Source organism: Gemmatimonadota bacterium (genome assembly GCA_009838845.1).
Lineage (GTDB): Bacteria > Latescibacterota > UBA2968 > UBA2968 > UBA2968 > VXRD01.
Genome location: VXRD01000131.1, coordinates 1 through 20,215 on the forward strand (window position 1 = coordinate 1; position 20,215 = coordinate 20,215).

Consider the following 20,215-nt stretch of genomic DNA (forward strand, 5'->3'; position numbering starts at 1 on the left):
ATCTATAAAAAGAAGAATTTTAATACCCTTGGTACTGAGGATTTTATTAAACAACTCGAACCCGTTGGTTTGAAAGCGTACTATGAGAATTTCCTGCGCCACCAAAAGAGATTGGTCGTTGTCATTGGCGATGTGGATATTGATCATGTTCTCACCAAACTCGACGAGGCTTATGGCAATGAACAAATACCGGGTGAATTGTCGGGCAAATTTCAGGCTTCTCAATTTCCCAACCCTGAAATATTGGGCAGACAGTTCAAAATTACTTCAAAGAATCTCAGTATTTCCAAGTTCAGGAAGAGTTGGTACACACCCAGTTTAGGCCATCGCGACTATGCGGGATTGCTCATTCTGACTACCATTCTGAACAAAACTGCAAATTCATTGACGTCTTATATAGTTGATTCTGAACTTGCGAGAATTTTCATTTTGGGACTTAGCCACTATAAAGGGTTTGGTTTAATAAGTTGTTTGGCAGATCTGTGGCATGATACATCCTCAGATGCTATCCAGGCCATTATCCGTGTTGAGTTAGAGAAGCTAAAATCAATTTCTGAAGATGAACTTGATGCATCCCGTAACGAACTTTTGCATAGCATGTATTCCGAATTTTATGATCGCTCAAGCATGGCTGATTCATTTGGACGAGCATTCGCCCATGCCAACGATCCCCTCCTATATCCCAAATTACTAAAAAATATTAAATCCATTCACAGAGAAGACATCCCACGCATCATAGACCAATACTTAACGGATGACAATTCGATAACCCTTTCCTTAACATTGCCTACGCAAGAAAAATCATCATTAAATAAAAACTTAATACTGCGAACGCCCTTACATTATGGAATTATGATATTGATATTCGCAGGTTTTCTAACGCTGTTGGTATGGGGTGGCAAAAAATTACACAGAAAGTTCTCCCGAAAGGCCAATGAATATGTTTCTGAAAGTGATACTTAGTTTTGCTCTGTGTCACCTATTTGGCGTCCTTTCCGCTTCTGCCGAAATTCCCAATCATCATATTTTTTATCGTCAGGACAAACGCGCGCCACTGACCAGTATTGAAATTGTCTTTCTCGGGGCCGGGAGAAACCAGGAACAGCCTTCTCAGATTGGACTTGCAAACACAGTCTCAACATTGATTTGGGAAGCTGCCAAAAAGCAGGGGTACATGGATCAATTATCAGCATTAGGAGCCAATCTGGATATGATTACTCACCCTCTATACCAGGCAATATCCATTTCTGCCCTATCTGAGAACTGCAGCGAGTCAATAAAAATAGTCTGCGATTTCCTGCATAACCTTGAATTTTCTGATTCCGACTTGCAATATGCAAAAAAACAAGAAGCGGCTGATTACCAAAGTGGCCTGCGGATTAATACTTATAAGTTTATGAGAGACTCTGCGATTTCACAAATAACAGGAATGAAGAAATTCAAGTCCTTAAAAACGCTGAAGGATCTCTCGCTTGAGGATGTTAGACAATATTATGATCAACTGCTGAAAGCAGATGTGGTGTTTTTTAAGATAATCTCAAACCGCGATTCTACTGAGGTTGCGAAGTTGCTTCATCCGATTACAAAAGAGCGAGAGATAGGCGGGTTTGCACATTCACTGAAATTCCCAACAATCGATTCTAATATAGGCCTTAAGGCTTTTGTTTATACGGATTATTCACATTTAAAGAGTGTGTTCTGTCATTGGATGATCTTCTGTGGCAATGTAGGGGAAGAAAATTATATTCCCAATCTCATATCCAATACGCTTACAGGCGATGCACGAGGGCTAATTTCCGAGTATTTTAGAGAAGAATTGGGGTTGGTTTATGGCCCTTCTTGTGCGATGCTATCTTCAGAAGGCATCAGATATCTTAATATTTATGCTGATCCTCGGCTCCAGAACAGCAAAGAATTGATCGTAAAAATGTCCGACTTCATCCGAGGACTGTCCGATAATCCTCGCTTTTGGGAGGCACTCAAAGAACGCCGTAAGATTCTCAAAGTTTCTTATGTCCATAACTTGACACCTCAACGAAGTCTGGACCGTGAGATAAATATAGCTATTTACAACGCGCCATATCGCAAAGGCGGTTATGATGCAGTCACCGATGCTGAGGTGCGAGCCTTTCTCGAAAAATTCTTCGTACCAAAGAATATGATCATGCTTTTTCTCGGCCCGAAGGATCATATTATCGACATTCTGAATAAACACTGGCCTGAAGTTGATATTCGCGTTCACAGCGTCAAAGAATTGATTGAATAAACCGTCAGAATCAGAGCCTGCGCTGGAGTGGTTCTATCCAGTGATGGGCAGGAGACAAGGATGATCAGGATAAAAACCCAGGGCACAGGGCGTAGCATCTGCACATAGATCAGAGGTAGGCGATAAGTGGATGCAGAGGAACGGAGAGGCAAGCACGGATTCAGGATGAGAATCCGTAGGGCAAAGGACATAGCAATAACCACTGGCAGGAGGAACCAACTGTGGAAGCATTTATTATTATGACCATTCTCATTATCGTAGTCCTGGGAATTGGCGGACTCTTGGCAAAGCGTTTCTTTGGCTACTCCTGCTACGAGTGTGGATCCAAACTACAGCCCTTTGAGAAATTGTCCGATGATGATAAGGCCGATATTCTCGCGTATTTCAGACGTTTCGAGAATCGCGAGCCAGATGTGGAGTACATTTCCGTATGTGGTAATTGTCGGCTCGTGTCCGGCGATTTTTCAAGATGGCACTGCAAGGTATGCGACTCTGCAGGTCTGGAGTATATAGGTGCCATGGTAGCGCCTGGCGAGTTGGTGAAATACCAGGAACGGAACAAAAACCTGATCAAACAAATCGAGTGCCTGCGATGCAAAAGAAACCCTTCAGGACACATGGACTGTATCCCCTGTGACACAGAGATCAAGATAAAGGCTTGCCGACGTTGCTATTCAGTCCATGCACAGATGCCTGTTGATGGCAGTCAATACAGATTCCAGGTTCTGCTTTCGGACAAGACAGTGATCAAGAAGTCATCCGACTCAAAGTGGCGTGTATTTGAAGCTGAGTAAAAGATCATCTGCAAAGCGCGTTGTGTGCAAGAGATCCAGGCAGATAGGCGATCAGATGCGTGACGCGATTTTAAGCATTTGGCCTTCAGGGAAAGCATATTGAAATAAATTACCATAAAGTATTTATTTTTAATCATTTATACATACGTTTGTATTTTATGTGAAATTCAGAGGAGATTCTTTCAGACTTGCTGGAAGAACTCTCAGATTTTATACTGTGCAGTATTAGAGGATGTACGAGACAACTCCTTCCAACTTTGCCGAGTATCAAACATGATAAAAACCTGCGCGATCATCTCATTCCTTGTATGCGTCTTACCGACGGGCACTTGCCATTCTTATCAGCTTGTTGGAGCGGAAGCATTATCTGAAGAACTCGTCGCGCAACACTACACCATCAATTCCAACCTCGACGCCGTTATCGTTGTAGATAAAACAATCCCGACATTTGAATACCATACCTACTACAGTACTGGTTCAGCAGATGAGGTAGAAGGTCAACAAGGGCGGATACACTTCTTAGAGCACATCATGGCAGGAACTGGAAGCCATGGGCCGGGAAAACTCAACGAAATTATTGTCGATAACGGGGGGCAAAATTATGCCGCTACAACTATCCATCATATGTACTTAAGAATGCGATTTCCGAAGGACAAATTTGACCTTGCAGTTGAAATAGATCGCGATAGATATTACGGCACGTTGGTCAATGAAGAGGTCGTTGAAAACGAAAAGAAAATTGTACTAACGGAAAAAAGTCGTAATTCAGCAAACTCAAACAAAAAATTTTCCAATCGCTTTTGGGGCCTGGTCTATAAAAAAAAGAATTTTAGTGGTGTTGGGACTGAGGACTTTATTAAACAACTCGAACCTGATGATTTGAAAGCGTACCATGATAATTTCCTGCGCCGCCAAAAGAGATTGGTTGTGGTGGTCGGCGATGTGGATATGGATCATGTCCTGACCAAACTGGACGAAGCTTATGGCAATGAACAAATACCAGACGAATCATCGAGCGAATCACCTTCTCCGCAATTTCCCAACCCTGAAATATTCGGAAAAAAAGTAAAAGACACTTCAAAAAGCCTCCGTATTGCCAAATTCTGGAAAAGTTGGCAAACCCCCCATTTAGGCCATCGCGACTATGCGACCTTGCTCATTCTTGCCCGCATTTTGACCAAGGCCTCAGATTCCCCACGATCTTCTGTGATTGATTCTAAGCTCGCCCGGATTTTCAGAGTGTCATTTAACCACTATAAAGGATTTAGTTTGCTGAGTTGCTGGGCAGATCTGCCGACCGACACTTCCATAGATGCCATTGAGACCGCTATCCAAACAGAATTGGAGGAAATCAGCGCGCGCGGTGTCTCTGAGGACGAATTTACTGCGGCCCAAAATCTGCAATTAAAGTCAATGTATTCCGCATTTTACAACCGCTCAGGTATGGCCAATGAGTTCGGGCGAGCATTCGCTCATACCAACGATCCCTTACTATATCCAAAAATGATAAAAGATCTCAAATCTGCCCACAGAGACGACATCCCGCGCCTGATAGATCAATACTTGAGAGATGACAATTCCATAACTCTTTCCTTAACATTACCACCGAAAGAAAAAACACCTTTGCGAACCCTGTTATACTATGCGTTTATCTTCTGGATATTGGCAGGTTTTGTATCGCTGGTGGTATGGGCCATAAGAAGATTAAGTTCTCCTGAAAGGCTGTACTCAAATGAATAGACTCCTAAGAGTATTTTTAGGCTTTGTACTATATTTTTCTTATAGTATCCTGCCCGCTTATGCAGAGATTTCCAACCACCAAATTTTTTATCGCCAGGACAAACGCGCCCCATTGACCAGAATTGATATTATCTTTCTCGGTGCGGGAAGTAACCAGGAATCCCCTGCTCAGATTGGGCTTGCAAGAACAGTCTCAAAGTTGATTTGGGAAGCTGCAAAAAAGCAAGGGCGCATAGATCAATTGGCGGTATTAGGCACCGAATTATACGTCTTTGCCAATACAACATCCCTGACCGTATCCGTTTCTACCCTGTCTGAGAATTGTGCTGAGTCCATAGAAATAGTCCGCGATGTCATATATAATTTCGCGTTTTTCGAGTCTGATCTGGAAGATGTGAAAAAACAAGAGATGACTAATTATCGGAATGACATGGATAGAAATACTACTGATTTTATGAGAAATTTTGCACTTGCAAAAACAAGAGATATAAAAAAACTCAGATCCTTAAAAACGCTGAAGAAATTTTCTGTAAAGGATATCAGGCGATATTATGTTCGGCTTCTGAAAACAGAAGTGGTGTTTTTTAAGGCACTCTCAGACCGAGATTCCACTGAGATAGCCAAACTGCTTCGTCCAATAACAGACGAGTCGAAAGATCGCCTGAGACGACAGACAGACGGTTTTGTAGATTCACTGAGATCTCCACCATTTAAAATACTCTCAGACCGAGATTCCACCGAGATAGCCAAATTGTTTCGTCCAATACGACGACAGGCAGACGGTTTTGTGCATTCACTGGCACAGCCAATCACCGATCATTATTCTGGACCTTCGGCTTTTGTATTTGAGAATTATTCACGCCTAAAGAGTGTTTTTTGTCGTTGGCTAATCCCCTGTGGGATGATAGGCGAAGAAGATTATCTTCCATCAATGATATCCAGAGCGCTTGGGCGATACGGCGCTCGGGGTTTGCTCTATAAATATTTCAGAAAAGAGTTGGGATTGGTCTATAGCATTGGTTGCTCTTATGAATCATCAGGAGATGTCAGATTCCTTGAAATTTACGCCGATCCTCGGCTACAGAACAGCGAAGAACTGATCGCAAAAATGTCCGACCTCATCCGAGGACTTTCCGACGACCCCCGCTTTTGGGAGGAAATAAAAGAGTTGCGTGAAAATCGCAATGTCGCCTATGCCCATGTCCATGAACGACTGACACCACAGCGAAGACTATACAGTGATGTATATAGAGCCATCTATAATCCGCCAATCCGCAAAGGTGGTTCTAAGTCGGTTACCGATGCTGAGGTACGTGCCTTTCTCGAAAAATTCTTTGTACCAGAAAATATGATCATGATCTTTGTCGGGCCTAAGGATCACATCATAGACATTCTGAATAGACACTGGCCCCAAGTTGATATTCGCGTTCACAATACCAAAGAATTGATTGAGTAGATCCGCAGGCATGTCCCTGCGGGTGTAAGCAGGGATGAACGCAGATAGACGCAGATGGATAGGGATGGATAAAAAAAAACCCCATAGGACAGAGGAAGTAGCAATCACTAACATGAGGAACCAACTGTGGAAGCGTTTATTATTTTGACCATTCTCATTATCGTATTTCTGGTGATCGGTGGCCGATGGGCAAAGAATTTCTTTGGCTGTTGCTGCCACGAGTGTGGAACCAAAATGCAGCCATTCGAGAAATTGCCCAATGATGACAAATCCGATATTCTGGAATACTTCAAGCGTTTTGAGGATCGCGAGCCAGACGTGGAGGGCATCTTCGCGTGTGGGCATTGTCTGCTGGTGTACGATGACTTTTCGGGTGAAAAGAGATCAATGGACGGTGACGAAATGTCGTTCTGCAAGGTATGCAACTCTTATGGTGTATCGTACATAGGCCCCATGTCGTCTGACGATTTGGAGAAATTCCAGGAACGGAACAAAAACCTGATCGAACAAATCGAGTGCCTGCGATGTCAAAGAAAGCCTATGGGGATTTGGGACTGTGTCCCCTGCGACACAGAGCTCAAGATAACGGCTTGCAGGCGTTGCTATTCGATCTATGCTCAGATGCCCGTCAATGGCAGCCGATACAGATTTCATGTCCTGCTTTCGGACAAGGGGGTAGTCAAGAAATCCCCCGACTCAAGATGGGGTGTATTTGAAGTTGGATAAACGACCTTATACAAAGCAAGTCCAAACTAAAAAAGCCGACGTGCAGACGTCGGCTTTTTTGGTTTCATCCATTCCACTACTCAAGACGAACCCTCCGGAGGGGCTTCAAAGCGATAAGCAGACATGACATTGGGAATCCTGCGGAGATTTTGCAGAAGTTCTTCGAGGTGATCGGCGTCTTTGATCTCCACCTGGAATTGGTTGTTAAATTCCTCGCGATGGGTCTCGATACTGGCACCCACAATGGGAACACCGAGATTAGACATAACCTGCGTCATATTGGATAACAAATTGGTGCGATCCCTACCCGTGACCTGGATGGTAGCAGTAAAAGTCTCTGTCTGATCGGTTTCCCATTCGCGCAGAACCCGTCGAATACAACTTCGCGCTTTGGCACTCTTGACAAAACCGAGCCAATCGCGGTGTGGACGCTGGTGCGGCGACGTAATAATCTCAACCGTCTGCCCTGTTTCAAGCGGCGTAGAAAGTGACACCATCTGGCTGTCAATGCGGGCGCCCACGCAGCGGTTGCCAATTTCGGTATGCACTGCAAAGGCAAAATCGACGGGTGTAGCCTCATCGGGAAGTTGTATCAAATCGCCCTGGGGCGTAAAAACATAAATCTCATTTGAAAAAAGATCGACCTTGAGTTCTTCGATAATTTCTTGAGGATCTGATGTCTCCCCTTGCCACTCGAGCATATTGCGAAGCCCATCTATGTGCTGATCGAGTTCCGACCTTTCTGGAGACCCCTCTTTATACAACCAGTGTGCTGCAATACCCTCTTCTGCTGTTTGGTGCATCTCGTGGGTGCGTATCTGCACCTCGATCATCAACCCGCGCGGGCCTATCACCGTCGTGTGCAAAGATTGATACATATTGCTCTTGGGCGTTGCGATAAAATCCTTAAACCGGGGCATAACCGGTGTATAGAGCGAGTGAATCATACCCAGAACGTGATAACATTCCTGGACCGTATCGACCAGTATGCGAATAGCTAACAAATCGTAGATATCTTCAAAAGCTTTGCTCCGCGTCTGCATCTTCTGGTGAATACTGAAGAAATTCTTGGGACGTCCCGCAATCTCCCCTCGAATATTTGCTTCCTTGAGTATTTTTTGCAGCGGTACGCGCATCTCTTCGATATAGGCCTCGCGTTCTCGTCTCTTAAGACGGATCTTTTTGCTAATCGCGCGATAGGCTTCGGGTTCGAGCCACTTGAGAGCCAGGTCTTCAAGCTCCCAACGAATGCGCGCAATCCCCAGACGGTGCGCCAGAGGCGCGTAAATATCCAGACTCTCGCGCGCCATGCGCTCGCGCGTTTCAGGAGGCAGGGGATCCAGCGTACGCATATTGTGCAGACGCTCGCAAAACTTAATGAGAACAACGCGCAAGTCATTGATCAAAGAAAGAAACATCTTGCGGAAATTCTCAGCTTGTTCGGCCTCTTGCGATTGGAAGGTCAGATCTTTGATCCGGGTCACACCGTCAACCAGATCGGCAATATGAGAACCAAAATGACGCGAGATTTGTGCGTGGGTTGCTGTGCCGTGCGCTATGGTATCGTGCAAAACACCAGCCACCAGAGTTGCAGTATCCTGATTGAGATCGATAAGAATGCGCCCAACCTCAAGCGCGTGAACAATATACGGCTGGCCCGACTTGCGAAAATGATCCTGATGTGCCTTTTTGGCAAAATGAAAGGCGCGGGTCAAGAGTTCCACATTGTGATCGGAACGACTTTGAAGAGCATGCTGGAGAAACGCATCAAAGGAGGGATCATCTGCGAGGGATTTTGGGGAGAGATTGGTCATAGTATCACGCCCAGGTAATTAACCCGGTATCACATATCGAGTTGAGGTCCTCGTGGTGCGGGCGGATGCGAACCGTATAGCCCCATCGGCCGCTTTTTTGCAAAGGCAGGTGCCCCACAAAAGTATGGGGATCCACAAGCACCATCGGCAGCGACTCACCTTGAACAATTTGCCCCTCTGTGCCGACCTGCCCGTGAAAAATCTCGACAGCTACATCCTCTACGGTCAAGTCGCCCAGCGCGACATCTGCGCGAATTTCGATCTTATCGCCCACATGCGATGTTTGCATCTGGCTCGACGTTACAGAACGGATCGCCACATCCTTCCACCCATGGCGAACTCTATCTTTCCATTCAGCCAGCGCTCTGGCTCTCGCGCCATTGTCATCCGAAAGATCTCTCGATCGCGCATGCGCCTTCAAGTAGAACCGCTCGGTGTATTCCTGCACCATGCGATGGGTATTGAACTTTGGGCACAACACGCGCATGGCGTTTTTCATCCGGGCGATCCATCCTCTGGGCAACCCATCCACACCGCGAGTGTAAAAAAGCGGCACAGCTTCTTTCTCGAGAATATTGTAAATTGCCCGCGCTTCAATCTGGTTTTGATACGCCGGATCGTCGTATTCTTTGCCGTGTCCGATCTCCCAGCCCAATTCCGGTTGATAGGCTTCTGCCCACCAACCATCGAGCACACTGAGATTTAGCGCGCCATTGGCAACGGCTTTCATGCCACTGGTACCGCTCGCTTCCTGGGGTCTCATCGGCGTATTCAGCCAGATATCGACCCCTTGCACGAGATAACGCGCCACACACATATCGTAATTTTCGATAAAAACCAGACGGCGATGGAGATACTCGCGCTGCGTGAGACTGAAAATTTCCTGGATAAATTCCTTCCCCGCGTGGTCTTGAGGGTGCGCTTTGCCCGCAAAAATAACCTGAACGGGACGTTCCTCATTGCACAGGATGCGCGTGAGCCTTTCGAGATCGTGAAACAAGAGCGTCGCGCGTTTATACGTTGCAAAACGCCTGGCAAAACCAATCGTAAGCGCATCGGCAGTCAGGACTTCGTCGGCACGCGCCATATCGATTGACGACGCAGTTTCTCGCTGCAACTGCTTTCTGAGACGTTGCCGGGCAAATGCAACGAGGCGTTCTCTCCTGCGCTCGTGGACGCGCCAGAGTTCTTCGGGCGGGATGTGGTCTATCGTCTCCCACACACTCTGATCGTGAGGTTCCTCCAGGCGCCGAGGCCCCATGTAATTGTCTTCAAGGGCGCGCATTTGTTGCGAAATATGGGAAGCAATGTGAACGCCATTGGTAATAGACGCAATGGGGATTTCATTCTTCGGCAACCCGGGCCACAGCGATTGCCACATATTGCGCGAGACCTCGCCGTGGAGTTTGCTGACGCCATTGCGATAGGACGACAGCCTGAACGCGAGCACAGTCATGTTAAAACCATCGCCAGCTCTTTGGGGACCGCCCTGTCCCAAAGCGAGAAACGCGGACATGGAAAGACCGAGTTCATGCGCATAGGACCTGAAGTATTTTTCGATCAGAGAAACGGGAAAAACATCGTGCCCGGCTGGAACGGGGGTATGGGTCGTAAAAACGTGACCTGCTGATGTGTACTCTGCGGCCTGATCAAATGTAGCACCATCGTCGTGCATCGCCTGCCGGATGCGCTCCAGCCCCAGAAAAGCCGAATGCCCTTCATTCATGTGGCATACGGTGGGCTGTATGCCCAATGCGTTGAGCGCGCGCACGCCGCCAATACCCAGCAGAATTTCCTGCCGAATGCGCGTTTCGCTATCCCCACCGTAAAGTTGCGCCGTAATTTCGCGGATAGACGGCGGATTTTCCATCAAATTGGTATCGAGCAAGTACAGGGGAATGCGCCCAACCTGCACTTTCCATATTCGCACCCGCGCTTCTGCCTCGGGAAACGCGAGAGTAATGGTAATATCTCGCCCGTGTTCATCGCGAACAATCTGGACGGGCAGCGCGTAATAGTCATTTTCGGTATATTCTTCTTGCTGCCAACCGTCATTTGTGAGATACTGATTGAAATAGCCGTGTTGATACAGCAGACCTACCGCAGCAAAAGGCAACCCCAGTGTACTCGCAGACTTGAGGTGATCCCCGGCCAACACACCCAGACCACCCGAATAGATCGGCAGACCCTCGGTGAGACCAAACTCCGCAGAGAAATAGGCGATTTGAATATCGGACGTTGTTTTGCCATGGGCAGAGTGAAAATAGGTCTCCCCATCCATAAACGCGCGGAAAGACTCAGACACCCGCTTAAAATGCGCCATGAATCCCGGATTTTCAGAGAGTTGATTCAGGCGTTCCTGGCTGATGTCATTGAGCAGGCGCACTGGATTGTGATAAACTGTTTCCCAGAGAATGGGATCAATGCGTCGAAAGAGATCCATCGTATCGGGATCCCAGGCCCAGCGCAGATTATAAGCCAGTGCTTCGAGGCCCTGAAGCGCTTTGGGAAGCGAAGGTTTGACCACAAAAGTAGAAATTGGTTTCACAGGGTTTTTATCTCCTATTATCTGTCTCCTGAATTTCACACATCTTTAACAGCAACGACCGCATCCGTCTCCCACGATCTTATCGCAGCTTCAATAACCATCTGTGCTTTGAGTGCTTCTTCACCCGAACCCTCGATATCTTCGGGAGATGCGTTTTCGAGATTTTGCTCTATCCACCGCCCAATGCGGCTTTGAAATGTCTCGTTGAACCCCATCATACCGCCGATATAGTCATAGCGTTCGAGTTCCATTGAGCGGCGGGGGTGAAAATGCAGGCGTTCACAGGCTTCTTCGAGCACAAAGCGGGCGTCTGACCCCACCACCTCGAGACGTTCAAGACCATAAGAACCACCCGGCCCCGTGGCGTCATAACTTCCGGTGAGATTGCCCACCGTACCGTCTGTAAAGCGCATATTGAGTTGCATATTCGACCAGCACACGCGGCGATTGCCATCGTTATCTACGCCGCGCTTAAAAAAGGCACTCACCTTTTCAATATCGCCACAAAAGTAGCGCATAACGTCAATAGAGTGCGGATGCAGGGCGCGAATGTGGAACCAAGGCGACGTTTCTCGGGGGTTATTGATCCACATGGTCATATTGATGATATTGATCTCGCCCAGGCGACCCTGATCAACCCATTCTTTGGCGCGTGCAGCAGCAGGCGTAAACCGGTGGTTGAGGTCAATGCCATAGCGCAGATTTTTCTCTCTCGCTTTGGCGACCATCTCTTTTGCTTCGTCGATATTGTTAGAAATGGGTTTTTCGCCGAGTACATGGACACCTGCTTCCAGGAGTTCCATCGTGGGTTTGTAGTGATCGGCACCATTTTCATGACCGGCAGTCGCAACACTTGCCACAGTGATATCCAGGCCTGCGTCCAGCATATCTCGCACAGTGTAAAATGCCCTGGCACCGTATTGCGACGCAGCGGCGTCTGCGCGTTTTTGGTCTATATCGCAAACAGCAACCAGATTGCATTGGTCGTGACCATTATAAATAGTGGCGTGTCGGTTGCCAATACCCCCCAAACCGACCACGGCGACATTTAAGCCCATTGAAAACTCCTTTCTACCAGTTGCTGAGTATCTGATCTACAAATGCCGGGACTGCGTCTGTAAAATACATAGCAACAATAAAGCCTCCGATAAGAATATAGATCCCAATTACGGTGAACATGATCGTCTTTTTGCGCTTGCTCATCTTAGTGGGCGACGAAGTTCTCAGATCGCGCGGTTGCTTGAGGAAAGGTTCTGATTTATCTTCATCATCAGAGGACGCTTCCGATTGTACTTCCTCGTCTTCTGCTTCTTCAGTACTTTCCTCCGATACTTTCTCTCCCTCCTCGGTCTCTTCGGCGTCTGCTGGTGTATCCGCTTCGATATCTTCCTCTAATTTGGTCTCTTCGGCGTCTGCTGGTGTATCCGCTTCGATATCTTCCTCTAATTTGGCTATGTCGAGCACATGCTCTATTTTTTCGATAAGCGTCTTGTCTTCAAATGGTTTTTCAACAATGCTGTAAACACCCTGTTCCAGGAGTGCTGTGGTTTCTGCTTCCTCAACGGGAAACGACACCACAATCACCGGCATTTCAAAGCCTTCTTCGCGAATAAATTCGATCAACACATCGCCGTGAACAATCGGCATCTCGAGATTGAGCAACACCAGATCGGGTTGTCCGTGCGCGATCGCATCAACCGCTTCGGACCACGTTGTCGCGCTCTGTGCCTGATAATCATTGGATTCGAGAATTTTGACAATCCGGTTTACAGCGGCTTCTTCACTGTCAATAGTCAAAATTTTTGTCATACTGTCCCCCGTGCGTAGTAGGGCAAATATTGGCACTCGAAAGTATAAAGCGAAAGAAGCCCAATGACAAGGATTTTCCCTCATTGCAATCACCCGGTGAGTTCTCTCTTGATTGGTGAACGTGTGTATAGTATATTGCAATGCGAACAAATTAAAAATTAAAAATTGGGAGTCTTATGGAAACAAAAAGCATCGTCGTAAAAGGTGCGCGAGTACACAACTTGCAAAATATAGACCTGACATTGCCCCGACACGCGCTAATATGTTTTACCGGCGTATCCGGTTCGGGCAAGTCGTCAATGGCTTTTGATACCATCTATGCCGAAGGCCAGCGGCGTTATGTGGAATCCCTATCGGCGTATGCGCGTCAATTTTTGGGACAAATGGAAAAACCCGAAGTCGATCAAATCACGGGATTATCGCCAACGATTTCCATCGAACAAAAAACCGCAGGACGCAACCCCCGCTCAACCGTGGGCACAATAACCGAAATCTACGACTATTTGCGCGTGTTATTTGCGCGAATAGGCACCCCCCATTGCGCACATGACAATACGCCAATTGGGGCGCAAACGCGCGACGGCATTGTGGATCGAATTATGGCGCTGGGTGAAGGCACGCGCATTCACATACTCTCTTCTCTCGTACAGGGGCGAAAAGGAGAGTATCACGACCTGTTTGAAAATTTGCAAAAAGAGGGATATATCCGCGCACGCGTGGATGGACAGATCACAACATTGACCCAGACCCCGAAATTGGAGCGCTACAAAAGACACGATATCGAAGTCGTGATCGATCGGGTTATCGCAAAAAAAACAATGCGAGGACGCATTGGCGAAGCCGTCGATGCCGGCCTCATAATGGGCAAAGGGGCGATAATCGTCAGCGCAGAAGGCGAGGATGATCTGCTGCTGAGCACGCACTTTTCCTGTCCCACCTGTGGACGCAGCGCGCAGGAACCTGTACCGCAACTATTCTCATTCAACAGCCCGCAGGGCATGTGCCCCGGCTGCCGCGGATTGGGCACGCGCTATGCAATGGACCTGGCAAAAGTCGTCCCCAATCCCAAATTGTCCGTACAGGAAGGCGCAATCGCGCCACTGGGCGTACCCAAAAATCGGTGGAAATCTCACTATTACGCGGGCGTTTTGAAGTGCCATGGCGCAGATTTGCAAACGCCATGGAGACGCATCTCACCAGAAGGCCAACAAGCATTATTATACGGCATAGACGGCAAAATGACCTTTGAATGGCGCCGCAGCAACGGCAGCATAAAACGCCATCGCGATGGGTTTGAAGGCATCCTGCCCCCAATGGAGCGGCAATTTGCCGAAGGGCAGAGCACCGTGGTACGCAAACGTCTCGCACCATTCATGCGCGTGGGTATATGTCCCGCCTGCGAGGGCACCCGCTTGAAACCCGAAGCCCTCTCCGTCAAAATCGAAGGACACACGCTGCCCGATGTCACCGCAATGACCGTCGATCGCGCACACGCCTTTTTTCAGAACCTCAAATTGACCGAGATCCAGGCGCGAATTGCCGAAGACGCCCTGAAAGAAATTCGCGGGCGATTGAAATTTCTCTTAGACGTGGGCCTCGACTATCTCACACTCAACCGCACGGCACCCACGCTATCGGGCGGCGAGGCGCAACGCATTCGTCTCGCCAGCCAGATTGGATCCGGATTGGTAGGCGTAACTTATGTGCTGGACGAACCGTCAATAGGCCTGCACCACCGCGACAATCGGCGGTTACTCAACGCCCTGTGCCGCCTGCGGGACGTGGGCAATACCGTAATCGTCGTCGAACACGACGAAGACACCATGCGTCGTGCGGACCGGGTGGTGGATTTTGGTCCGGGGCCAGGACACCTCGGTGGTCGAATAGTCGCCGAAGGATCGTGGAAACAGGTAGCGAGAAGAACCCGCTCGGTGACAGGAGCCTATCTCTCGGGAAAAGAAAAAATTGCCGTGCCCAAAAGGCGGCTCGTGTCACATCGCAACTTATGGATTCGGGGCGCATCTCAAAATAACCTCAAAAATATCGACGCAAAAATTCCCGTCGGCGTATTTATCTGTGTCACGGGCGTGTCCGGATCGGGAAAATCATCGCTAATCGCCGACATCCTCTATCCCGCCCTCGCGCGAGAATTAAACCGCGCAGAAACGGAAACAGGCGCACACCGCTGCATCGAAGGCATAGACCTCCTGGACAAAGTCATCGAAATCAACCAGCAACCCATCGGGCGCACGCCGCGCAGCAACGCGGCGACATACACGGGTGTATTTGATCCCATTCGAAAATTATTTGCCGAACTGCCCGAGTCAAAAGTACGGGGCTATAAACCCGGACGCTTCAGTTTCAACGTAAAGGGCGGGCGATGCGAAGCGTGTAAGGGCAATGGCGCAAACCTCGTCGAAATGGACTTCCTCGCCGATGTGTGGGTAACATGTCCCGTATGTGAGGGGCGGCGTTTTAATCGCGAAACCCTGGACGTGAAGTACAAGGGCAAATCCATTGCCGATGTGCTGGCAATGGAAGTCGAAGAAGCGCATCTGTTTTTTCAGGCAATCCCCGGCATTCACCGCATCCTCCAAACCCTGGTCGATGTGGGAATGGGCTACGTCAAATTGGGCCAGCCCGCGCCAACGCTCTCCGGCGGCGAAGCACAACGGGTCAAGCTGTCAAAAGAACTGTGCCGCAGAAGCACGGGCAAAACCCTGTACATCCTGGACGAGCCCACGACGGGCCTGCATTTTGCCGATATCCAGAATCTTTTAAATGTATTGCATCGGCTCGTGGATATGGGCAATACAGTGGTGGTTATCGAACACAATCTGGACGTGATCAAAACCGCGGATTGGGTCATCGACCTGGGACCAGAAGGTGGCGAAGACGGAGGGCAAATTATAGCAGAAGGCACACCCGAACACCTGACGCAATCTCCCAACTCTCACACGGGACGCGCGCTTGGCGAAGTGCTATCGCGCACACCACCTGCACCTGAGAAAAACGGTAAGCGAATCGCCAATGGCCAGGTGCGGACCATTGACGTTGTGGGGGCGAGAGAGAACAACTTGCAAAATGTGGATGTATCCATTCCCCGCGAAAAAATGACCGTGATCTCCGGCGTATCCGGTTCGGGAAAATCTTCCCTAACACTCGACACAATTTACGCCGAAGGACAGCGGCGATATGTCGAATCCCTATCCGCTTATGCGCGGCAATTTCTGGGACAGATGCCCAAACCAAAGGTCGATCGCGTGGTAGGCTTATCGCCCGCGATTGCCATTGAACAAAAAGCCGCGAGCAAAAACCCACGCTCAACCGTAGGCACAATAACAGAGGTTTACGACTATCTGCGGGCACTCTACGCATTATTGGGCGATACCTATTGTCCAGATTGCGATGTATTGGCGGGCAGCCAGTCTGTTCGGGAAATTGTAACGCGCGTACTGAAAATGAAACGCCGCCTCTACCTGCTCGCACCCATAGAACTCGGCAAGGGCGAGGATTATACCAGCTTGATCAACCGCTTTCGCCGCAAAGGCTATTTGCGCGGCAGACTCAATGGCGCAGTTTTCAACCTGTCAAACCCGCCCGAGATCGATTACAGACAGACGCACAGGCTCGAAATCCTGATAGATCGCGTAACCGCAGAAAAAAAGAACCGCAAACGCATCGCGGACTCCATCGAAATCGCGCTGGATATTTCAGAAGGCACTTTGATCGTCGCATCGCCCGATGACAGCGAAGAAACGCGATTTAGCCAGCACCTCTCCTGCCCATCCTGCGGACGCAGTTTTGAAACAATAACCCCTCAGCATCTATCATTCAACAGCTCTGAAGGCTGGTGCTTATCGTGCGAAGGACTGGGAACGCAGCGCGGCATGGGCATCCACACCCTGATCCCCGACATTCACAAATCACTATCCGAAGGCGCAGTACTCGCCTGGGGAAAGGTAGAACCGCACACACAAATAGGCGACATGCTATCTGCGGTCGGCAAAGCCGCGGGCTTTGACCTGCACACCCCTTTTGCGCGGATATCAGCAGAAGGACAACACGCCATCTTATACGGTTTGGGCACACAATGGCTAAAAACCTCTAAAAATCTCTCATTCCAATTCAAGGGCCTGTTTCCGACAATTGAGACCCTCGTGCGACAAGCACCGCGGTTTCGGCGGCTAATGGGTGACTTTATCCAGGACGTGCCGTGTCCGTCCTGCAAGGGAACCCGCCTGAAGCCAGAAAGTACTGCCATAAAACTCTTCGGCAAAACAATGCCCCAACTGGTGGCAATGCCCATCCGCGAAGTACGCACCTATTTCGACACAATGATATTGGAAGGACAAGCGCGCGAAGCCGCTGCAGAGGTATTGCACGAAATCCAGAGCCGCCTGCGGTTTCTCGACGAAGTGGGCCTGGGATATTTGAACCTGGGACGGCGAGCACCCACGCTATCGGGTGGCGAAGCCCAGCGCATCCGCCTGGCCAGTCAGATCGGATCCGGTCTAACCGGAGTACTCTACGTACTCGACGAACCGACAATTGGCCTGCACCAGCGCGACAACCACCAGTTATTGGCTGCACTGGCACAACTGCGCGACCTGGGCAACTCGCTCCTCATTGTCGAACACGACCGCGAGACCCTGAACCGAGCAGATCACATTCTGGACTTTGGGCCCGGCGCAGGTGTTGAAGGCGGACGCATCGTAGCTGCGGGCAATCCGCGCAAATTGAAAACCGACAACGGCTCAATAACCGCGCATTATCTCGCAGGCGACTTGCAGATCGAGGTCCCCGATGAGCGGCGAAACCCCGAACGGGGATCGCTTTGCGTGGTAGGCGCACGGCACAACAACTTAAAAAACGTCGATGTCTCATTTCCGCTGGGCACCTTGACCTGCGTGACCGGCGTATCGGGATCGGGCAAAAGTTCGCTCGTCAACGACGTACTCTTCGGCGCACTCGCCGCCCGTGTAAACCGCGCACAAAAAGCCTGGGGAGAACACGACGATGTCCTGGGATTGGAACGCATCGACAAAGTGATCAACATCGACCAGACACCCATTGGCTATTCGCCGCGCAGCAATCCCGCGACCTATGTCAAAGTATTCGACAAAATACGCACCCTGTACGCCAGCTTGCCAGACGCCCAGGTACGCGGGTTTAAAACCGGGCATTTCAGCTTCAATCACAAACGCGGGCGGTGCGACGCCTGTGCGGGTTTGGGTGCGCGCCGTATAGAAATGCACTTCTTGCCCGACGTGTGGGTCACCTGTGAAACCTGTGGCGGAAAGCGCTACAACCGCGACGTAATCGACATAACCTATAAGGGTGCGTCAATCGCCGATGTGCTAAAAATGACAGTAGCCGAAGCCCTATCGCATTTTACCCACATACCCGGCATCCAGCGTTCGCTCCAAACGCTATTTGACGTGGGCCTGGGCTATATCAAAATGGGACAGGCATCGACCACACTCTCAGGCGGCGAAGCCCAGCGCGTAAAATTGGCGCGCGAATTGGCGCGACCGAGCACCGGAAAAACCGTATATATCCTCGACGAACCCACAACGGGACTGCACTTTGCAGATATCCAGAAACTGCTCGACGTACTCAACCGACTCGTCAACGCGGGCAACACCGCAATTGTAATCGAGCACAACCTGGACGTAATCAAAACCGCCGATTGGGTCATCGACCTGGGCCCAGAAGGCGGAGAAGACGGCGGCGATTTAATCGCTTGCGGCACACCCGAAGAGGTGGTATCTGTCACCGCCTCGCACACCGGACGATTTTTGAAAGATGTATTGGAGGCATGAAATGACATTTCGCATATTGATATGCACAGTCGCATTCCTCTCTGCGAGCAGTGCCATAGCCGACCCCACCAAAATCGACTTTTGGAACACACAACGCAAAGGCGCCAATCAACAAAATGCACAACACCGTCCCGAATGGTACGTTGCGGCAGGAGAATTGGGATTGGACTATGTGCGCATCTTACCCGACGCCTTGCCTGCCGAGGGCAGGGACTTCCTGATAGGCAATGCGGACAACTTTGAAACAATCAACGAAACCGATCTATCCCTACTGATCAAAGCGCTCGACGAAGCCGAACGCAACCGTATCAAAGTCGTCCTTACAATGGTCAGCCTACCCGGCGCCCGCTGGAAACAACTGAACAATGACCAGGACGATGCGCGACTCTGGAAAGATAAAAAATATCACCTACAAGCCTTTGAATTCTGGCGCCAACTCGCCGCACGCCTGAAAACACACCCCGCCATCGTAGCCTACAATCCCCTCAACGAACCACACCCGGACAAGGCATTCGGCTTTGACGCGCCGGACGAAAAATTCGCCCAGTGGTTCAAACGCATCCAGAACACGCCAGCCGACCTCAACCAATTCAACCGGGAAATGGTCAAAGCAATCCGCTCTGTAGATCCAGACACCCCCATCATCCTCGACGGCTGGTTCTATGCATCTCCCAGGGCATTCGAATACAATCGCCCCGTTGACGATGACAAGGTCTTATACGCCTTCCACAACCCCGGACCCTGGCAAATGGTAACCTATCGCGTCAATCAAGGCAGATACGCCTATCCAGACCGCGTGCCCAAATCGTGGAACGGACCAACAGAATCCTGGACCATTGACCGCCTTGCACGCGAAATGCACGCGGTTCAACAATTCTCCGAACAATACAACATACCGGCACACCGAATCATCGCCTCGGAATTTTGGTACGACCGGCGCCTTGAAGGCGCGGCAGCATATATGGCCGACCTCATCGAAATCTATAACCAGCGCGACTGGCACTGGGCTTTTTACGCATATCGAGGTACTGGCACATGGACGGGACTCGATTATGAAATCGCGCCAGGACAAAAAATGGGATGGCGTTACTGGCAGGCTATTGAACAGGGCAAAGACCCCGAACCTCTCAAACCGAGAGGACCGAATCCCTTGTGGGAAATACTGCAGCGGCAGTTTGAAAGAAAATGATAGCGATTTAATTGCTTGCGGAACGCCTGAAGATATGGTATCTGTTAC

At 49.5% G+C, this 20,215-nt stretch carries 12 protein-coding genes; 8 read left to right on the forward strand and 4 right to left on the reverse strand.

What is annotated here, in order from left to right:
* The 6 genes from F4Y39_18420 to F4Y39_18445 all read left to right on the forward strand — a co-directional run bounded on the left by F4Y39_18420 (nucleotide 1) and on the right by F4Y39_18445 (nucleotide 6,982).
* The gene (locus F4Y39_18420) at nucleotides 1-963 is read left to right on the forward strand and encodes an insulinase family protein (GenBank protein MYC15704.1); all 963 of its coding nucleotides are present in this window, start codon (nucleotides 1-3) and stop codon (nucleotides 961-963) included.
* Nucleotides 941-2,266 (forward strand): insulinase family protein, encoded by a 1,326-nt coding sequence (locus tag F4Y39_18425; GenBank protein MYC15705.1) that lies wholly within the window; start codon nucleotides 941-943, stop codon nucleotides 2,264-2,266. The genes F4Y39_18420 and F4Y39_18425 overlap by 23 nt, the downstream gene beginning before the upstream one ends.
* A 221-nt stretch (nucleotides 2,267-2,487) precedes the next feature.
* A complete protein-coding gene (locus F4Y39_18430; protein MYC15706.1) occupies nucleotides 2,488-3,060 on the forward strand; it encodes a hypothetical protein in 573 nt (190 codons plus the stop codon).
* A 273-nt stretch (nucleotides 3,061-3,333) separates the two neighbouring features.
* Nucleotides 3,334-4,800, forward strand: coding sequence for an insulinase family protein (locus F4Y39_18435; GenBank protein ID MYC15707.1), 1,467 nt, complete (start codon nucleotides 3,334-3,336; stop codon nucleotides 4,798-4,800).
* The gene (locus tag F4Y39_18440) at nucleotides 4,793-6,256 is read left to right on the forward strand and encodes an insulinase family protein (protein MYC15708.1); all 1,464 of its coding nucleotides are present in this window, start codon (nucleotides 4,793-4,795) and stop codon (nucleotides 6,254-6,256) included. The genes F4Y39_18435 and F4Y39_18440 overlap by 8 nt, the downstream gene beginning before the upstream one ends.
* Before the next feature lie 126 nt (nucleotides 6,257-6,382).
* Entirely contained in the window at nucleotides 6,383-6,982 is a 600-nt protein-coding gene (locus tag F4Y39_18445; protein ID MYC15709.1) for a hypothetical protein, read from the forward strand.
* A gap of 80 nt (nucleotides 6,983-7,062) precedes the next feature.
* On the opposite strand, the gene F4Y39_18450 is transcribed toward F4Y39_18445, so the two are convergent.
* Genes F4Y39_18450 through F4Y39_18465 form a run of 4 tightly spaced genes read right to left on the reverse strand, consistent with a single transcriptional unit; the run spans nucleotide 7,063 to nucleotide 13,237 of the window.
* Nucleotides 7,063-8,796: a bifunctional (p)ppGpp synthetase/guanosine-3',5'-bis(diphosphate) 3'-pyrophosphohydrolase gene (locus F4Y39_18450; protein MYC15710.1), complete on the reverse strand. Its 1,734-nt coding sequence runs from the start codon at nucleotides 8,794-8,796 to the stop codon at nucleotides 7,063-7,065.
* 4 nt (nucleotides 8,797-8,800) lie between these two features.
* Nucleotides 8,801-11,344 carry a glycosyltransferase family 1 protein gene (locus tag F4Y39_18455; GenBank protein MYC15711.1) on the reverse strand — a complete coding sequence of 848 codons (2,544 nt, stop codon included), beginning with the start codon at nucleotides 11,342-11,344 and terminating at the stop codon, nucleotides 8,801-8,803.
* A gap of 35 nt (nucleotides 11,345-11,379) precedes the next feature.
* A complete protein-coding gene (locus F4Y39_18460) occupies nucleotides 11,380-12,402 on the reverse strand; it encodes a Gfo/Idh/MocA family oxidoreductase (protein MYC15712.1) in 1,023 nt (340 codons plus the stop codon).
* 13 nt (nucleotides 12,403-12,415) lie between these two features.
* Nucleotides 12,416-13,237, reverse strand: a complete 822-nt coding sequence (locus tag F4Y39_18465) for a response regulator (protein ID MYC15713.1) — start codon at nucleotides 13,235-13,237, stop codon at nucleotides 12,416-12,418.
* Between the two features lie 92 nt (nucleotides 13,238-13,329).
* On the opposite strand from F4Y39_18465, the gene uvrA reads away from it, so the two are divergent.
* Both uvrA and F4Y39_18475 read left to right on the forward strand, forming a co-directional pair.
* Nucleotides 13,330-18,978: an excinuclease ABC subunit UvrA gene (gene uvrA / locus F4Y39_18470; GenBank protein MYC15714.1), complete on the forward strand. Its 5,649-nt coding sequence runs from the start codon at nucleotides 13,330-13,332 to the stop codon at nucleotides 18,976-18,978.
* Nucleotides 18,962-20,167: a glycoside hydrolase family 5 protein gene (locus F4Y39_18475; protein MYC15715.1), complete on the forward strand. Its 1,206-nt coding sequence runs from the start codon at nucleotides 18,962-18,964 to the stop codon at nucleotides 20,165-20,167. Before uvrA ends, F4Y39_18475 begins: the two co-directional genes overlap by 17 nt.
* The last annotated feature ends 48 nt before the right edge of the window (nucleotides 20,168-20,215 follow it).